General features: G+C 59.8%; 13 protein-coding genes. 5 read left to right on the top strand and 8 right to left on the bottom strand.

The features are described from left to right. Positions 1-52 precede the first annotated feature (52 nt). From AGR13A_RS24330 to AGR13A_RS24305, 6 genes are all read right to left on the bottom strand, one after another. Complete coding sequence (locus AGR13A_RS24330; RefSeq protein WP_080840156.1) at positions 53-1,864, bottom strand: ABC transporter ATP-binding protein; 1,812 nt, start codon at positions 1,862-1,864, stop codon at positions 53-55. A 4-nt stretch (positions 1,865-1,868) separates the two neighbouring features. Then, a complete protein-coding gene (locus AGR13A_RS24325) occupies positions 1,869-3,653 on the bottom strand; it encodes a gamma-glutamyltransferase family protein (RefSeq protein WP_080840154.1) in 1,785 nt (594 codons plus the stop codon). Positions 3,654-3,674: 21 nt separating this feature from the next. Continuing rightward, complete coding sequence (locus AGR13A_RS24320; protein ID WP_167377628.1) at positions 3,675-4,547, bottom strand: ABC transporter permease; 873 nt, start codon at positions 4,545-4,547, stop codon at positions 3,675-3,677. Positions 4,548-4,557: 10 nt separating this feature from the next. Beyond that, positions 4,558-5,505 carry an ABC transporter permease gene (locus AGR13A_RS24315; protein WP_006311351.1) on the bottom strand — a complete coding sequence of 316 codons (948 nt, stop codon included), beginning with the start codon at positions 5,503-5,505 and terminating at the stop codon, positions 4,558-4,560. Positions 5,506-5,572: 67 nt separating this feature from the next. After that, a complete protein-coding gene (locus AGR13A_RS24310; protein WP_080840152.1) occupies positions 5,573-7,081 on the bottom strand; it encodes an ABC transporter substrate-binding protein in 1,509 nt (502 codons plus the stop codon). Positions 7,082-7,170: 89 nt separating this feature from the next. Continuing rightward, positions 7,171-7,944: a FadR/GntR family transcriptional regulator gene (locus AGR13A_RS24305; RefSeq protein WP_080840150.1), complete on the bottom strand. Its 774-nt coding sequence runs from the start codon at positions 7,942-7,944 to the stop codon at positions 7,171-7,173. A 251-nt stretch (positions 7,945-8,195) separates the two neighbouring features. Here AGR13A_RS24305 and AGR13A_RS24300 point away from each other — a divergent pair, with 251 nt between their 5' ends. The 4 genes from AGR13A_RS24300 (at position 8,196) to AGR13A_RS24285 (ending at position 10,849) form a co-directional block, all read left to right on the top strand. Beyond that, positions 8,196-9,674 carry a helix-turn-helix transcriptional regulator gene (locus AGR13A_RS24300; RefSeq protein WP_080840147.1) on the top strand — a complete coding sequence of 493 codons (1,479 nt, stop codon included), beginning with the start codon at positions 8,196-8,198 and terminating at the stop codon, positions 9,672-9,674. Between the two features lie 138 nt (positions 9,675-9,812). Beyond that, positions 9,813-9,992, top strand: a complete 180-nt coding sequence (locus tag AGR13A_RS24295) for a CsbD family protein (RefSeq protein WP_080840145.1) — start codon at positions 9,813-9,815, stop codon at positions 9,990-9,992. A 6-nt stretch (positions 9,993-9,998) separates the two neighbouring features. Then, a complete protein-coding gene (locus tag AGR13A_RS24290) occupies positions 9,999-10,346 on the top strand; it encodes a BON domain-containing protein (RefSeq protein ID WP_080840143.1) in 348 nt (115 codons plus the stop codon). Then, positions 10,343-10,849 (top strand): DUF992 domain-containing protein, encoded by a 507-nt coding sequence (locus tag AGR13A_RS24285; RefSeq protein ID WP_080840141.1) that lies wholly within the window; start codon positions 10,343-10,345, stop codon positions 10,847-10,849. The genes AGR13A_RS24290 and AGR13A_RS24285 overlap by 4 nt, the downstream gene beginning before the upstream one ends. Positions 10,850-10,894: 45 nt before the next feature. Here AGR13A_RS24285 and AGR13A_RS24280 read toward each other — a convergent pair whose 3' ends face one another. Continuing rightward, positions 10,895-11,611 carry an aspartate/glutamate racemase family protein gene (locus tag AGR13A_RS24280; protein WP_080840139.1) on the bottom strand — a complete coding sequence of 239 codons (717 nt, stop codon included), beginning with the start codon at positions 11,609-11,611 and terminating at the stop codon, positions 10,895-10,897. Positions 11,612-11,633: 22 nt separating this feature from the next. Continuing rightward, positions 11,634-12,263: a flavin reductase family protein gene (locus AGR13A_RS24275; RefSeq protein ID WP_080840137.1), complete on the bottom strand. Its 630-nt coding sequence runs from the start codon at positions 12,261-12,263 to the stop codon at positions 11,634-11,636. Between the two features lie 130 nt (positions 12,264-12,393). Here AGR13A_RS24275 and AGR13A_RS24270 point away from each other — a divergent pair, with 130 nt between their 5' ends. After that, entirely contained in the window at positions 12,394-13,071 is a 678-nt protein-coding gene (locus tag AGR13A_RS24270) for a GntR family transcriptional regulator (protein ID WP_003499554.1), read from the top strand. The last annotated feature ends 4 nt before the right edge of the window (positions 13,072-13,075 follow it).

Genomic DNA, 13,075 nt, shown 5'->3' with positions numbered 1-13,075 from the left:
AACCACTTTTAACAATGGGCGTTAAGCACGGTTCACAAACAGAAGAGCCGCCTCACGCCACCTGAACAAAATGGCCCGGCGAAACCGTCCTGTAGCTTCGCTGTGGCACCTCATAACCCATCGGCCGGATCGGGCTTTTCAGTTCGTCATTGGATATGCCGCGTCTTATCCCGCGCCGCGCCGGATCGGGCACCGGCACCGCCGCCATGAGTTTCTTCGTATAGGCATGTTGCGGATTGTCGAAGACGGCCGCACGCGGACCGATTTCGACGATCTCGCCGAGATACATCACCGCGACGCGGTGGCTGACGCGCTCAACAACCGCCATATCGTGGGAGATGAACAGGAAAGCCAGATTGAGGCTCTGCTGAAGGTCTAGCAACAGGTTGCAGACCTGCGCCTTGATCGAGACATCGAGCGCCGACACGCTTTCATCGGCGACGATGACCTTCGGATCAAGCGCGAGCGCACGGGCGATTGCGATGCGCTGGCGCTGGCCGCCTGAGAATTCATGCGGGTAGCGGCTCGTCATATCGGCGGTGAGACCAACCTTCTCCAGAAGATCGGCCGTCTTTTCCTTTGCCTGTTTCGTAGTGCCCAATTTGTGCTTGATGAAGGGCTCGGAAATCGCGGTCCCCACCGTCATGCGCGGATTGAGCGACGAGAAAGGGTCCTGAAAGATCATCTGGACGGACTTGCGCATATTGCGCAGCCCCACCGTATCGAGCCGCATCACATCATAACCGTCGAGCGACACGTCGCCGGACGACGGTTCCACAAGACGCATGATAGAGCGCCCGGTGGTGGATTTCCCGCAGCCCGATTCACCGACGAGCGACAAAGTCTCGCCCTGAAAGAGATCGAAAGAAACGTTTTCGACCGCATGAACCGCGCCCGTCTGGCGCGCCAGCAGCCCGGAGCGGATGGGAAAACGCGTCACGAGGTTCTTGACCGCCAGAACCGGCGTCTGTCCGCTCGCAACCGTTTCCGCCACCTGCACCGGTTCTGTCGACAGGCCGGTCTTGATGTCGAGAACCGGAAAGCGCGTCGGCCATTGCCGGTCCTTCATCGAGCCGAGCCTCGGCACCGCCGAAAGCAAAGCACGCGTATAGGGGTGCTTGCCGCGCTCAAATATATCCTCCGTCGGCCCGGTCTCAACCTCGTCGCCCCGGAACATGACGATGGTGCGGTCGGCGATCTCCGCCACCACGCCCATATCATGGGTGATGAAGAGGACGGACATGCCCTCCTCTTCTTGAAGCAGCTTGATCAGGTCGAGGATCTGGCCCTGAATGGTGACGTCGAGCGCGGTTGTCGGTTCGTCGGCGATCAGCAGTTTCGGCCGGGAGGCGAGCGCCATGGCGATCATCACGCGCTGGCGCATGCCACCGGAAAACTGGTGCGGATATTCGTCGAAACGACTGCCGGCATTGGGAATACGGACCTTTTCCAGCAGTCGGATCGTCTCTGCCCTTGCCTGCTGCTTCGAAAGGCCCTTGTGCCTGATGAGGACTTCGGAGATCTGGCGACCGATCGTGAAGATCGGATTGAGCGACGTCATCGGCTCCTGAAAGATCATCGAAACATCATTGCCACGCACGCCCCGCATCTCCCTTTCGGAGAGTGCAAGAAGATTGCGCCCGTTCAGCAGAACCTCACCTTCGATACGGCTGGAAGCCGGGGCAAGGAGGCGCATCAGCGACAGGGACGTGACGGATTTACCGGAACCGGACTCACCGACAATGGCGACGGTTTCACCCGGCGCGACATCGAAGGAGACATTGCGCACAACGCTTTTCCACGCGCCATCGACAAGAAAGGACGTGGTCAGGTTGCGAACGGACAGGACAGGTGCTGGTGTCATGATGTCATCTCCCCACGGCATAGGCCTGCATCAATCGCGGTGTCGCGGCGGCGCGCAGCAGACCGTCGGCATCGCGGCGCGCAGCGGTAAGCCGCCCGACCGACCAGGCATCGGCAACCGTGACGCGGTGGCCACGGCGGCGAAGCGCCTCAAGCGTTGCATCTCCCACCGTAGCTTCCACCATGATCTCGCCCGGCGAGCTGGTACGCGGATAAAACGAACCGGGAAAATGCGAGGTGTGGAACAAAGGCATGTCGATGGCCGCCTGCAGGTTCTTGCCGTGATGGGCATAACGCAGGAAGAAAGGCAGCTGCCATTGGTCCTGCTGGTCGCCGCCCGGCGTGCCGAAGACCATGGATGGACGCCCCTGATGCAGCGCAAGCGATGGCGTCAGCGTGGTGCGCGGGCGTTTGCCCGGCGCGAGCGAGGTCGGCAGGCCCTCCTTCAGCCAGAACATCTGGGCGCGGGAATTGAGCGCGAAGCCGAGGCCGGGAACGATGGGCGAGGATTGCAGCCAGCCGCCCGACGGTGTGGTGGAAACCATGTTGCCCCAGCGGTCGATGACATCGATATGCACCGTATCACCGCGCTTTTCCGTCAGATGCGACATGGTCGGCTCGTAGACGGCCCCGGTGCCGCTCATCTCGGCCAGCATCGCCATGGTGGCATCCACCTGTTTTTCATAGCCCGGCACCGTGCCGGGGCGCAGCTCGAGCGATGCCTCGCTGCCGATCAATTTGCGACGCCCGGCATTATAGCCCTCGGAAAGAAGATATTCCGTCGGAATCTGGCCGAATTCCGGATCGCCGTAATAGACCTCCCGGTCGGCGAAGGCGAGCTTCATGGCTTCGACGACGGTATGGATGAAATCGGGACCGGACGGGTCCATCGCCGCAATGTCGAAACCCTTCAGTAGGGCGAGCGACTGCAGCAGAACCGGACCCTGCCCCCAGGCCGGCGTCTTGGCAATCGTCCAGTCGTGATAGTCGAACGTCTGCGGCGCTTCCACGGTCGCGCACCAGTCCGCCATATCCTGCGCCGTCAGCACGCCCTTGTGTTTCGCGCCGCTGGCATCCATCACCTCCGCGGTCCTGACGTAACTGTCGATGGCTTCCGCAACGAAACCCCGGTAAAAGGCATCACGTGCCGCCTCGATCTGGTTTTCGCGGCCGGAGCGCGCTTCCGCCTCGGAGACGATCCGCTGATAGGTTGCGGCGAGAACCGGGTTCCTGAAATTGGCGTGCGGCTCGGGTGCGGCACCACCCGGCAGCCAGGTCTCATGGGATGTCGGCCATTCCTTCTCGAAGAACTCCGCCAGTCCCTTGATGGTGGCGGAGACGCGCGGCAGCGTCGGGTGCCCATGGTCGGCATAATAGATGGCGGGTTCCAGCACCTCGCGCACGCTCATCGTGCCATAGTCGCGCAGCATCAGCATCCAGCCGTCGAAGGCGCCGGGAATGACGGTGGCGAGCAGCCCGTCACCGGGGATCAGCTTCAGCCCTTCCGAGGTATAATGGTCAATCGTCGCCCCGCTCGGAGCCGGACCCTGCGCGCAGATGACTTCGACCTTGTCCGTCTTCTTCGAATAGAACACGGCGGGCATGTCGCCGCCGGGGCCGCAGAGATGCGGTTCGACGATCTGCAGAACGAAACCGGTGGCGACGGCGGCGTCGAAGGCGTTCCCTCCCTTTTCGAGGATCGCCATGCCCACGGCCGATGCGATCCAGTGCGTCGAGGTAACGACGCCGAATGTGCCGAGGATCTCGGGGCGTGTGGTGAATTCGGTCATTCAGTCAATTCCTTATAAAAATCATGCTTCGCGCGGATCGAGCGCATCACGCAGGCCATCGCCCAGAAGATTGAAACCGATGACGACGAGGAAGATGGCGATGCCGGGCCACATCGTCATCCATGGCGCCTGGCTCAGGAAATTCTTTGCCGTGTTCAGCATCGAACCCCATGAGGGTGCGGGCGCCTGCTGGCCAAGTCCTAGGAAGGAAAGGCTCGCCTCCGCAATGATGGCGGTGGCGACCGTCAGCGTCGCCTGCACGATAATGGGGGCAAAGACATTCGGCAGGATGTAACGCGTCATGATGTCGACGTGGTTGAGGCCGATCGACCTTGCGCCCTCGACATAATCCTCCATCTTGACCGCCAGCACCTGCCCACGGGTCAACCGCACGAAAATCGGCATGGCGGAAAGGCCAATCGCGATCATGGCATTGGTGAGGCTCGGCCCGAGGAAGGCTGCGAGCGCAATCGCCATGATGAGGAAGGGCATGGCCAGCAGCGCTTCGGTGATACGGGATATGACCATATCCACCCAGCCGCCGAAGTAACCGGCAATTAGGCCGAAGGGCACGCCGATGACCACCGCGATCATGACGGAGACGACGCCCGCCATCAGCGAGGCGCGTGCGCCATAGATCATGCGCGAAAGAATATCGCGACCGAGATCGTCGGTGCCGAGCCAGTGGGCCGCCGAAGGCGCCTTACGGATGGCCGACCAGCTGGTCGCAACCGGATCGGCAATCGGCAGGATCGGTGCGGCTATGGCAAGGACGGCGAAAAACAGCACGATAACCATGCCGACAAGCGCGGATTTGTTGCGCTTCATCTTCTTCCAGGCGCGGCTCTCCTGCCGCGTTACCGGTACGGAGAGGTTTTGATCGAGAACGGTCATGATATCAGCCTCAGATCGTCGCCCTGAGGCGGGGGTTGAGCAGGACATAGGCGATGTCGGCCAGAAGGTTCATGAGAATGAAGCCGACGGCGGTGCAGAGCACGATGCCCTGCACGACGGCATAGTCGCGGGTGAACACGGCATCGACGGTCATCTTGCCGAAGCCGGGAATGGTGAATATCTGCTCGGTCAGAACCGCCCCGGCCAGCAATTCGCCGAAGAGCAGCGCCAGCAGCGTGATGACGGGCAGAAGCGCATTGCGGAAACTGTGCGACAGGATGATCTCGCGCGGCGAGAGCCCCTTGGCGCGGGCGGTGCGGATATAATCGGAACTCAAGACCGCCACCATAGCCGAGCGCGTATGCCGCATCAGCGTCGCCGCAAGCGCATTGCCCAGCACGAAGGCGGGCATGATCATGGTTTCGATGGAGCGGACGGGATCGACGAAGATCGATTCATAACCGGATGCCGGCAGCCAGCCGAGTTTGACTGACACCAGCAGGATCAGCATGATGCCGAGCCAGAAATTCGGGATCGACAGGCCAGAAAGCGCCACGATATTGGCCGTATAATCGATCCACGTGTTCTTCTTGACGGCGGCCAGAATGCCAATGGGAATGCCGATGACCATGGCAAAAAACATCGCCATGACAGCCAGCTGAATGGTGACCGGCAGCTTCTGGCCGATCAGTTCCAGCACGGGCTGGTTGGTTCGCAGCGAAATACCGAAATCGCCCGTCACCACGCCGCCCAGCCAGTTGAGATATTGCAACGGCACCGGATCGTTCAGACGATATTTCTCGCGCAGGAATTCGATTGTCGCGGGATCGCGTTCCTCACCCGCCATGGCAAGGACCGGATCGCCCGGCAGGAGTTTCTGTAGCGAGAAAACGAAGATGGAGATGATCAGAAGTGTCGGGATCGCGACCAGCAGTCGCTTGCCGATATAAACAGGCATGGCATTGCCCCCGTTTGGGTCCGGTCATGGGGGCCGCACGGCAAGCCGTGCGACCTGTTCGAAGCTGTCAGTCCTTGCTGACGCCGAGAAGGCGGATCATGCCATCCGGCGATGGCGCCCAGCCTTTCACCTTCTTGGAGATGGCATAGGCATAGGGCTGATGGCCGAGATAGATGATCGGCATGTCGTCATTCAGGATGACGCCAGCGGCATCGTATTTTTCCTTGCGGACGGCGTCTTCGGTCGAGGCGCGGGCCTCGTTCAACAGCTTGTCGACCTCGGGATTGCAATATTTCACATCATTGATGCCGCCCTTGCAGGTGACGAACTGGTGCAGGTTGCCATCGGGATCGATACGTCCCGACCAGTCGGAACGGCTGAGCTGGTAATTGCCGGCCGTCTGTTCGGACAGAAGCGTCGCAAATTCGGTCGCCTTCAGCGTCACGTTGAAGCCGGCTTCCGCGACCATGGACTGGATCACCTGCATCATCTGCGTCTGCGTGGTGTTGTTGGCGTGCTGAAGCTCGACATCCAGCTTCTCGTAACCCGCCTCCTTCATTAGCTGCTTGGCCTTGTCGATATCGCGGGGCGGCACGGCCAAGTTCTGGTTGAACCAGGGGCTTGTCGGAGGATAGGCCTGATTACCGGCCTTGGAGGTGCCCTCGAAAACGATCTGGCCGATCGCCTCGCGGTCGATCGCATAGGAGAATGCCTGACGCAGGCGCTTGTCCTTGCCGAGCGGATTGTCCGCCCGCGCACCATTGTTGACGTTGACATACATGGCCATATAGCCCGGCCCGATCACATCCGCATAGGTAAGATTGGCGTCGTTCCTGACGGATTCCGCATCGGAAGCCGAAATGCGCTCGGCTATGTCAAGGTCGCCTGCGCGAAGGTTAGCAAGCTTAACTGTCGTATCGGGTATCGGCAGATAGACGATCTTGTCGACAAGGATCTTGTCCTTGTCCCAATAGTCGGCGAATTTTTCCAACACGATACGATCCTGCTGGATGCGCTCGACGAATTTGAATGGACCGGCGCAGACCGGTTTCGAGCCGAAATTCGCACCTAGTTCCTTGGCTGCCTTCGGCGCAACAATCATGCCGGCGCGGTCCGAAAGCTGGGCGAGCAGCGTAACGTCAGGCGTCTTCAGCGTGAACTTGACCTCCAGCGGGCCGGTAGCCTCAACCTTCTCGACCGAGGAAAGCTCACTCTTGCGGCGGGATTCCGGCAGGGTCATGTTCCGCTCGATGGTGGCGACGACGGCGGCCGCATCCAGCGTCTCGCCGTCGTGGAACTTGACGCCGTCGCGGATTTTCATCGTCAGCACCTTGCCGCCCTCGGACCAGGCCCATTCGGTGGCGAGCTGGGGAACGATCTTCATGTCCTGGGAGATGTCGACCAGCTTGTCGCACATGGCGGTGTAAACGATGCGGCCGACGAAGGTGCGCGATTGCGCGGGATCAAGCACATCCGCGTCATCGTTGAGACCGATGCGCAATTCGGAGGCCATGACGGGCGCGGTCAGGAACGCGCTGGCCATCAGGGCCGCGGTAAAAATATATGTTTTCTTCATTTTCCATCCTCTGGTCTGGTTTTCTTTGTTTTTGTCTTTGTCTTGTTATTTGGCCGGCCCCAAGAGGCCGAAGGCTCCTGACCCATGGCCTATGAGGCCGGGGCAAGCGGGTTGCCGGCTTCGTCGTGGCTGTGGGCCGCCCTGTCTTCTCCAGCCTTGTCCTCCTGAAATCCGAGCGACGTGGCGCGGATCAGTCTTTCCTGATGCATGAGAAGGTGCTGGCGCATCGCTTCTCCGGCTCTGGCCGGATCACGGTCGGCTATGGCATCCACGATGGCCATGTGCTGTTCGAATGAGGCCCTGCCATTCGTGCCGGTGCGGCGGGCAAGCTCGCGTATCGACTGCCAGGCATCGTCCTGACGAATGCGGTTGACGACGTCAAAAATCGACAGGAAGAGCTTGTTGCCGGCGCTCTGGGCAATCTGGCGGTGGAGCGAGCCGTCCCATAATTCCTTGGCGTCGGCATCCGTGCTCTGGCCGGTCTTCTGGACAAGGGCGCGCATGCGTTCCACCTCGGCAGGCTTGGCCCGCATGGCCGCAAGCTGCGCCAGCTGCGGCTCGATGCGCAGACGCACCTCCATGATTTCCATGATATCCGTGCCCGCGACCAATTCGGTGACCTGAGCGGACCAATCATCCGGCTTTTCACCAACAAAGGTTCCGGCCCCCTGCCGCCGCCAGATCAGGCCTTCGGCCTCAAGAACCTCAAGAGCACGGCGAACAGCCCGTCGCCCAACGTTAAAAGTCTCCGCAAAGGCCCGTTCCGTCGGCAAACGCCCGTCTTTTGCAAGGTCCTGCGTCTGAATATACGACCGCAGCTTCGCAAGAGCGTAGTTGGAATTGTCGTTAGGGCCTGCCGCCACGTCGCACCATTTGTTGAACCAATCTTACATTGGTTCATTTGGTGAGAAATTTTCGCGCACGTCAAGCGCATTTTTGAGCGGTAAAAATGGCCGCTCAAAATATGGGCACGAAGCGTTTTTTGAGGGCAGGAAAAGCATGGCTCTGCCGCATTGCTGACCCGTACACATTTCCCTTCCACTACCACCCAACGCAACACTTGCCGACACCGCGCGTTATAACGTGCGCAAACCAACAGAATGCCGGGGGCGACATGGACGACAGCGTAAACATTCCCAAGGTCAACCGGCTGGTGCTGCAAAACCTGATAGCCGGGCTGAGCGACGGGCTTATCCTGCTCGAGAATGACGGGACGATCGCCTGGGCGAACAGGGCGGCGCTTGAGATGCACCGCATTGAGGCCCTGTCGGACCTGGGCGAGAACGCTGTCGATTACAGGCGCAGATTCACGCTCCGCTATCGCAACAATCATCTGCTCGGTGAAGGACAATATCCGCTGGAGCGGCTCTTGGCCGGCGAGACTTTCGACGAGGTGACGGTGGAAGTATTGCCAAGCGGTGATGAGGCGGAAAGCTGGGTGCACACGGTTCGCGGACTTATTCTGGAAGATGCCGGCGCCAAGCCGGATGTTCTGGTTCTGATCATTCGCGACGAGACGCCGCGCTTCGAAGCGGAGGCACGATTTGAGAGCGCTTTTAATGCCAATCCCGCCCCCGGCCTGATCTGCCGTCTGGAGGATGAGCGATTCATCCGCGTCAATCAGGGTTTCCTTGAAATGACGGGCTTTACCCGCGAGGAAATCATCGGCATCAGCGTCGAGGAACTCGGGCTTTTTTCCGCTTGCGATACCGGTGAAGACGCACTGAAGAGACTGCATGAAGGCAGGGTCATCCGCCAGCGCGAGGCGCTCATTCCAATGCATGGAGGCGACCGGCTGGTCATCGTTGCGGGCGAGACGATTGCAGTTGCTGAAGAGCCCTGCATGCTCTTCACTTTCGCCGATCTTGATGGACGCCGCAAAGCCCAGAACGCGCTGCGCCAAAGCGAGGAGCGGTTCTTCAAATCATTTCGCCTCTCACCTACACCGGCCGCCGTCTCGAGGCTGGATGACTTCGTGCTGACCGAAGTCAATGACGCCTTCCTGCAATTATGCGGGCGCAAGGAGGCAGAGGTGGTGGGCAAGACGGCAAGCGAATTGCGGATTTGGGAGGACGTTTCGGCGCGCCGGGATATGGAAAAGCGGCTGCGGGACAATATCCCGATTCGCAACGAAAACATGCGCATGAAGCTGAGCGATGGTGGTGCCGCCGAATGCGTCGTTTCCGCCGAGCGCGCCGAAATCAACGACCAGCAATGCGTCATCTGGGCGATACAGGATGTGACCGAAAGGAGACGGTCGGAGAACGAACTGATCGAAGCGATCGAAAGCGTGATGACCGATACCTCCTGGTTCAGCCGCACTGTTGTCGAGAGGCTGGCGGGACTGCGGCAGAACGCAAGCAGGGCAACGCCGTCCGCCTCGCTCAAGGACCTGACGGATCGCGAGGAAGAAATCCTGTCGCTGATCTGTGACGGTTGCAGCGACAAGGAGATGAGCGAAAGGCTTCACCTTTCCAAACACACGATCCGAAACCATATTGCATCGCTTTACGGCAAGATCGGCGTGAACCGCCGCACCGCCGCCGTCATCTGGGCGCGTGAGCGCGGCTTTGCCGGGCGCAAGGGAAAATAAGCCTGATCGAGTGAAAATAGGTCATTTTGTACCAGTCCAACTAGTAGCTAATGCCCTGCTAAAGGCGCCTGCGCCGGACTACCTTTCCATCATGCCGTTATCAACAGCGGCAACATCTAACGATGGAAGGAGTTCGTTATGGATAAGAACCGGATCGACGGAATTGCCCGCCAGGCAAAGGGCACCATCAAGGAAGCCACCGGCAAGATAACCGGCAACGAGAAACTTCAGGCGGAAGGAAAGGCTGAAAAGATTGCCGGCCAGGCACAGGAGAAACTTGGCAAGGCAAAAGACGCCGTCACCAAAACATTCAAGTGATACCAAATGTTCAAGGCAGGAGGTTTCACGGTGATGCTCTCAGGCGACGCATACACGGCGACGGGTTTCAATCCGCAGGAAGTCAGCCTGTGCGCCGCGCTGCAGGCTCTGATTACTTATGCAGATGGGCAGGAAAACAGCTGCATCTCCGTCACATCTTCGGACGGGCGCATCGTCCTTACGGGTGAGGTTGAAACTCTTTCCGCCTTCGAACGAGCGGTCATCATCGCAGAATGTTTCGCGTCGCGGCCGATCATCGCCGATCTGGCGATCCGTCAGCAAACGCGAACTTACCTGAGTGCGTCTTCCCCACGCATTCATCTCGTGACCAACAACAGGAGTGATACACCATGAAGAAATTCGTTCTTGCAACCGCGATTGCAACGCTTGCGCTCGCGCCAATCGCTTCCGCCGAAACAAAACATAACTCCAAACGCGCGACAGAGACCGCACAGAAGGAACGCGTGGGCACCCTGTCCTGCGAAATCGCCGGCGGCGTTGGCCTTGTTGTCGGCTCCAGCAAAAGCGTGGACTGCCAGTTCCGTCAGCGCTCCGGCAAGACCGAGCGCTATACCGGCAATATCGGCAAGCTCGGCCTCGATATCGGCGTGACGGGTAAGACCTACATGAGCTGGATCGTGCTCAACACCGCCGCCAGCCGTATCGGTGACGGTGCGCTGAGCGGTGATTATGTCGGCGCTTCCGCCGGAGCTTCCGTTGGCGTGGGTGTCGGAGCCAACGCGCTCATCGGCGGTAACGCCAAGAACTTCGCACTTCAGCCCATCAGCGCCGAAGTCGGTACGGGCGTGAACGTTGCAGCCGGCGTCTCCCGCCTGCAGCTGAAGCACGTTCGCTAACCTCTCCGATGCGCGGTTTCGGGCCCTCCCGAAACCGCAGTTCACTCAGGCGACGAGCTTGGTCTCCTTGATGCGCGGATAATCATAGGCATTGACCTTGGAGGTGCTGTATCCAGCACCCACCAATGCCTCCGCCAGCTTGACGGCGGCCGTGACACCATCGATCACCGGAACGCCCGTTGCCTCGCGCAGCCTGTCGCACAGCGCCGACATGCCGGCGCATCCAAGGATGATGGCCTCGGCCGCATCCTCTTTTTTGGCCGCTTCGATTTCGCGGATCAGCATCGCTTCTGCGGCATGCGGATCCTCCTCGAGACCGAGCACCGGCAGATTGATTGCGCGAACCCGGCGGCAGTGACGCTGCGCGCCATAATTGTCGACGAGATCCTCGATAATGGGGATGGAGCGCGGCAGGGTCGTGATGATGGAAAAACGGCGGCTGATGGTCATGGCCACCTGAATGCCGGCCTGGCAGATGCCGATGACGGGTCCGCGCGCCACTTCGCGGGCAGCATGCAGGCCGGGATCGTCAAAGCAGGCAATGACATAGGCATCTACGCCCAGACGCTCGCCCTTGCGGATTTCCTCCAGCATGCCGGGAACGGCCAGCGCCTCATCGGCCCCGCCTTCAATGCTGACGGGCGTATCGAGGGGATTTGTCGCTGAGATCGTCGTGTGCGCCTGTTTGACACGCATGGCGCTGTCCAGCGCCTGCGCCGTCATCGAGGCGGTTGAGTTCGGGTTGATCAGACGAATATGCATTCGGGCTCGCCTTTCAGGACGCTCATTTGCCATCTGGCTTGATGAAGTCGGTAATCGGTGGCGCCTTCAGGACAAACTGGCGATCCGAGGTGATGTAATTGTCGGCATGGAGGCGCGCGATCGGCTGGTATCTGTCCGGATCGACATAATGCCCCTCCCTGTCGAGGCAGTCCCTATGGACATGCATATGCACGACCTCCCCCAGCACCAGCGCGCGACGCGGGTAATCGATCACACGCTCGACGCGGCATTCGAAGGCGCAGGGCGATTCCGCCGCAAAGCTCGCATCGATCTTGCTGCAGGGTGCAGGCGTCAGCTTCGCCATGGAAAGTTCGTCGACCTCGCTGTCAAAACCGAGACCGCAGACGAGCATATGTTCGGAGATGGTCATATCGACCATGTTGACGACAAACTCGCCGGTGCGGCGAATATTGGCCATCGTATCCTTCTCCTCGCCATTCAGACGCGGCTGGATACCCAGAACGACGATGGGCGGATCGTGGGAGAAAACATTGAAAAAGCTCATCGGCGCCGCGTTGTTGTGGCCCGCTGCCGAACGCGTCGTGACAAGCGCTATCGGCCGGGGACCGATAAAATTCGTCAGCAGCCGATAACGGCTCTGCGGCTCAAGCGTGGTGAAGTCGAATTCCATGACAGTGGCCCTATTTATAGTATACAATATTGTTTCATATTGTTGACAATTATGCAACCAAAACCCTGTTGAAACAGTTGACTTTTTCGGCGGCATCACGCTTCTCTAACCCTAATGGAGAGCGAAACAAATGACCGAGCAGAACGGCCAGTCCACGCAGCAAATTGTCGAGAAAGTCTGGCTGTCCATCGCTGAGCGACGGCTGCGCCCCGGCGTGCAGCTGAAAGAGGAGCAGCTGGCGACGATTTTTAATGTCAGCCGTGCGCGTATCCGTCAGGCGCTTTCGGTGCTGGAACGCGACGGTCTCGTCACCATCGTCCCCAATCGCGGCGCCTTCGTTTCGAAACCATCGGTCGAAGAGGCGCGAGACGTGTTCTTCGTGCGCCGCACCGTGGAGCAATGTGTCGTCGAACGCCTGTGCAGATCCGCCACCAAGGCCGATCTGAAGCGGCTTCGCGACCATGTGGCCAAGGAGCGCGTCGCCAATGCTCACAACATCACCACGGATATCATCAAGCTTTCCGGCGGCTTCCACCTGCTGCTTGCGGAAACGCTGGGTTCCGATTTCCTGTTCACCACCATGCGCGACCTCATTTCGCGTTCCTCCCTCATCACCGCCGTTTACCGCAATACCGACCGCTTCAATTGTGGACCGGACGAGCATGCGGAAATCGTCGACGCGATTGCCAACAACGATCCGGCAAAAGCCATACATCTGATGACCCATCACCTGGAACATGTCGAAGCGGAGCTCGATCTTAGCGAAATCCGCGACCTTTCCCACGATCTGCGCGCCGCACTCGCCTGACCCT

It is taken from the genome of Agrobacterium genomosp. 13 str. CFBP 6927, assembly GCA_900012615.1.
Taxonomy (GTDB): Bacteria; Pseudomonadota; Alphaproteobacteria; order Rhizobiales; family Rhizobiaceae; genus Agrobacterium.
Note: the sequence above shows the minus strand (reverse complement) of the source record. Positions and strands in the feature narration are given on the sequence as shown.

Bases quoted from the DNA above. Each gene is read 5' to 3' on its own strand.
- AGR13A_RS24330 (WP_080840156.1), bottom strand. From the start codon at position 1,864: ATGACACCAGCACCTGTCCTGTCCGTTCGCAACCTGACCACGTCCTTT.
- AGR13A_RS24325 (WP_080840154.1), bottom strand. From the start codon at position 3,653: ATGACCGAATTCACCACACGCCCCGAGATCCTCGGCACATTCGGCGTC.
- AGR13A_RS24320 (WP_167377628.1), bottom strand. From the start codon at position 4,547: ATGACCGTTCTCGATCAAAACCTCTCCGTACCGGTAACGCGGCAGGAG.
- AGR13A_RS24315 (WP_006311351.1), bottom strand. From the start codon at position 5,505: ATGCCTGTTTATATCGGCAAGCGACTGCTGGTCGCGATCCCGACACTT.
- AGR13A_RS24310 (WP_080840152.1), bottom strand. From the start codon at position 7,081: ATGAAGAAAACATATATTTTTACCGCGGCCCTGATGGCCAGCGCGTTC.
- AGR13A_RS24300 (WP_080840147.1), top strand. From the start codon at position 8,196: ATGGACGACAGCGTAAACATTCCCAAGGTCAACCGGCTGGTGCTGCAA.
- AGR13A_RS24295 (WP_080840145.1), top strand. From the start codon at position 9,813: ATGGATAAGAACCGGATCGACGGAATTGCCCGCCAGGCAAAGGGCACC.
- AGR13A_RS24290 (WP_080840143.1), top strand. From the start codon at position 9,999: ATGTTCAAGGCAGGAGGTTTCACGGTGATGCTCTCAGGCGACGCATAC.
- AGR13A_RS24285 (WP_080840141.1), top strand. From the start codon at position 10,343: ATGAAGAAATTCGTTCTTGCAACCGCGATTGCAACGCTTGCGCTCGCG.
- AGR13A_RS24280 (WP_080840139.1), bottom strand. From the start codon at position 11,611: ATGCATATTCGTCTGATCAACCCGAACTCAACCGCCTCGATGACGGCG.
- AGR13A_RS24275 (WP_080840137.1), bottom strand. From the start codon at position 12,263: ATGGAATTCGACTTCACCACGCTTGAGCCGCAGAGCCGTTATCGGCTG.
- AGR13A_RS24270 (WP_003499554.1), top strand. From the start codon at position 12,394: ATGACCGAGCAGAACGGCCAGTCCACGCAGCAAATTGTCGAGAAAGTC.